The sequence below is a fragment of the Peribacillus sp. SIMBA_075 genome (genome assembly GCF_046534585.1).
The window spans coordinates 1-249 of sequence record NZ_JAWRYN010001222.1 but is presented as its reverse complement, the minus strand read 5'-3'; the positions used below and the strand labels follow the sequence as shown (position 1 = coordinate 249).

The following is a 249-nucleotide window of genomic DNA, read 5'->3' as shown; positions in this document are numbered from 1 at the left end:
AGGAAACGGATGATATGTTTACCTTTATATTTCAAGTGGATAAAAAATTATATAAGTGGGATGATCTTAGCCGTTTTGGAAGAAATGAGAAATTAAGACTGCTTCGAAATGTTGCGCAGTTTCGTAAATATTTAAATAAACGAATCACGTTCTTTTTACATCCGGACAATATAGTTTTTAATGCTAATTTAATGCCAAGTATTATACATAGAGGAATTCGAGATATTGTTCCACCAACCCCGTTGTTAG

General features: G+C 32.1%; 1 protein-coding gene. It reads left to right on the top strand.

The genetic code is table 11. From position 1 onward, the window contains the following. Positions 1-249 (top strand): type VII secretion protein EssB/YukC (locus SB775_RS32210; RefSeq protein ID WP_410865355.1); only part of this gene is annotated, 249 nt, incomplete at both ends.